The sequence below is a fragment of the Faecalibacillus sp. TM498 genome (genome assembly GCF_020589955.1).
Classification (GTDB): Bacteria; Bacillota_I; Bacilli_A; order Erysipelotrichales; family Coprobacillaceae; genus Faecalibacillus; species Faecalibacillus intestinalis.
Genome location: NZ_JAJDKB010000131.1, coordinates 1 through 803, shown reverse-complemented (window position 1 = coordinate 803; position 803 = coordinate 1). Strand labels below are relative to the sequence as shown.

At 34.9% G+C, this 803-nt stretch carries 1 protein-coding gene; it reads left to right on the top strand.

The genetic code is table 11. The features are described from left to right. On the top strand, positions 1-803 hold an 803-nt coding region (gene galU, locus LJD32_RS14990), incomplete at both ends, for a UTP--glucose-1-phosphate uridylyltransferase GalU (protein ID WP_227403841.1).

The following is an 803-nucleotide window of genomic DNA, read 5'->3' as shown; positions in this document are numbered from 1 at the left end:
GTAAGAAAAGCAATTATACCAGCAGCAGGATTAGGAACAAGATTTCTACCAGCAACAAAAGCAATCGCCAAAGAAATGTTGCCAATCGTAGATATTCCAACAATCCAATATATCATTCAAGAAGCAGTAGACAGTGGAATAGAAGAAATCCTGATTATTACAAACAGTAATAAGCATGCAATGGAAAATCATTTTGATAAAAACTATGAACTAGAAGAAAGACTAAAAGAATCAGGAAAACTAGAACAAGTAAAAATGATCCAAGATATAGCAGATATGGCCAATATCTACTATATCAGACAAAAGGAACCAAAAGGATTAGGACATGCAGTCTTATGTGCTAAATCATTCATTGGAGATGAACCATTTGCAGTCTTATTAGGAGATGATGTGGTTGTCAATAAAGAAGGGAAACCAGCATTAAAACAACTCATAGAACAATATGGAAAGACATCAGCATCCGTAATCGGAGTACAAACAGTCGATAAAAAAGATGTCAGCAAATATGGAATCGTAGAACCATCAAAATCACATCCAGCAAAAGGAAGACTGGTAAAACTAACAGACATGGTAGAAAAACCAGAAGTAGAGAAAGCACCAAGTCAACTAGCAGTCTTAGGAAGATATGTATTGACACCTGAAATCTTTGAATTGTTAGAAACACAAGGAAAGGGAGCAGGAGGAGAAATCCAATTAACAGATGCCATTAAAAGATTATTAGATAGACAAGCAGTGTATGCGTATGATTTTGAAGGAAAGAGATATGATGTAGGGGATAAATTTGGATTTATCAAAGCAACAAT